Source organism: Anaerobacillus sp. ABD4_527 (assembly GCF_056160805.1).
In genome coordinates this window covers 1-292 of record NZ_JBSWXZ010000021.1, presented here as the reverse complement: position 1 = coordinate 292, position 292 = coordinate 1, and the positions used below count along the sequence as shown (strand labels likewise).

The window sequence follows — 292 nt, the reverse complement described above, 5'->3', positions numbered from 1 at the left end:
GCTGGATCACCTCCTTTCTATGGAGAATTACGAGGCAACATTGGTTGCCAAACTTGCATGAGCGTTTCGTTTAGTTTTGAAAGAATGATTGAATTCTTTCAAAGTAGGCTATTCGATGAAGTCGAAGTGCGCCTGCGTCTGCGAGTATCGCTAACGATGTTAGCTTCCTCGGCGCATGGCAGCAAAGAAGCGGATTCAAGTAGTAGCCATGTTCCTTGAAAACTAGATAGCACAAACAACGACATCCAATAATTATTATTTTTTGCGTTATAACTTAGTTAGTCACATCTAA

The 292-nt window shown here is 41.1% G+C and carries 1 protein-coding gene; it reads left to right on the top strand.

All coding sequences use genetic code 11. From position 1 onward, the window contains the following. A partial coding sequence (locus ACXAHI_RS21055; protein ID WP_474851012.1) for a hypothetical protein occupies positions 1 to 219 on the top strand: 219 nt, incomplete at its 5' end. Between the last annotated feature and the right edge of the window lie 73 nt (positions 220 to 292).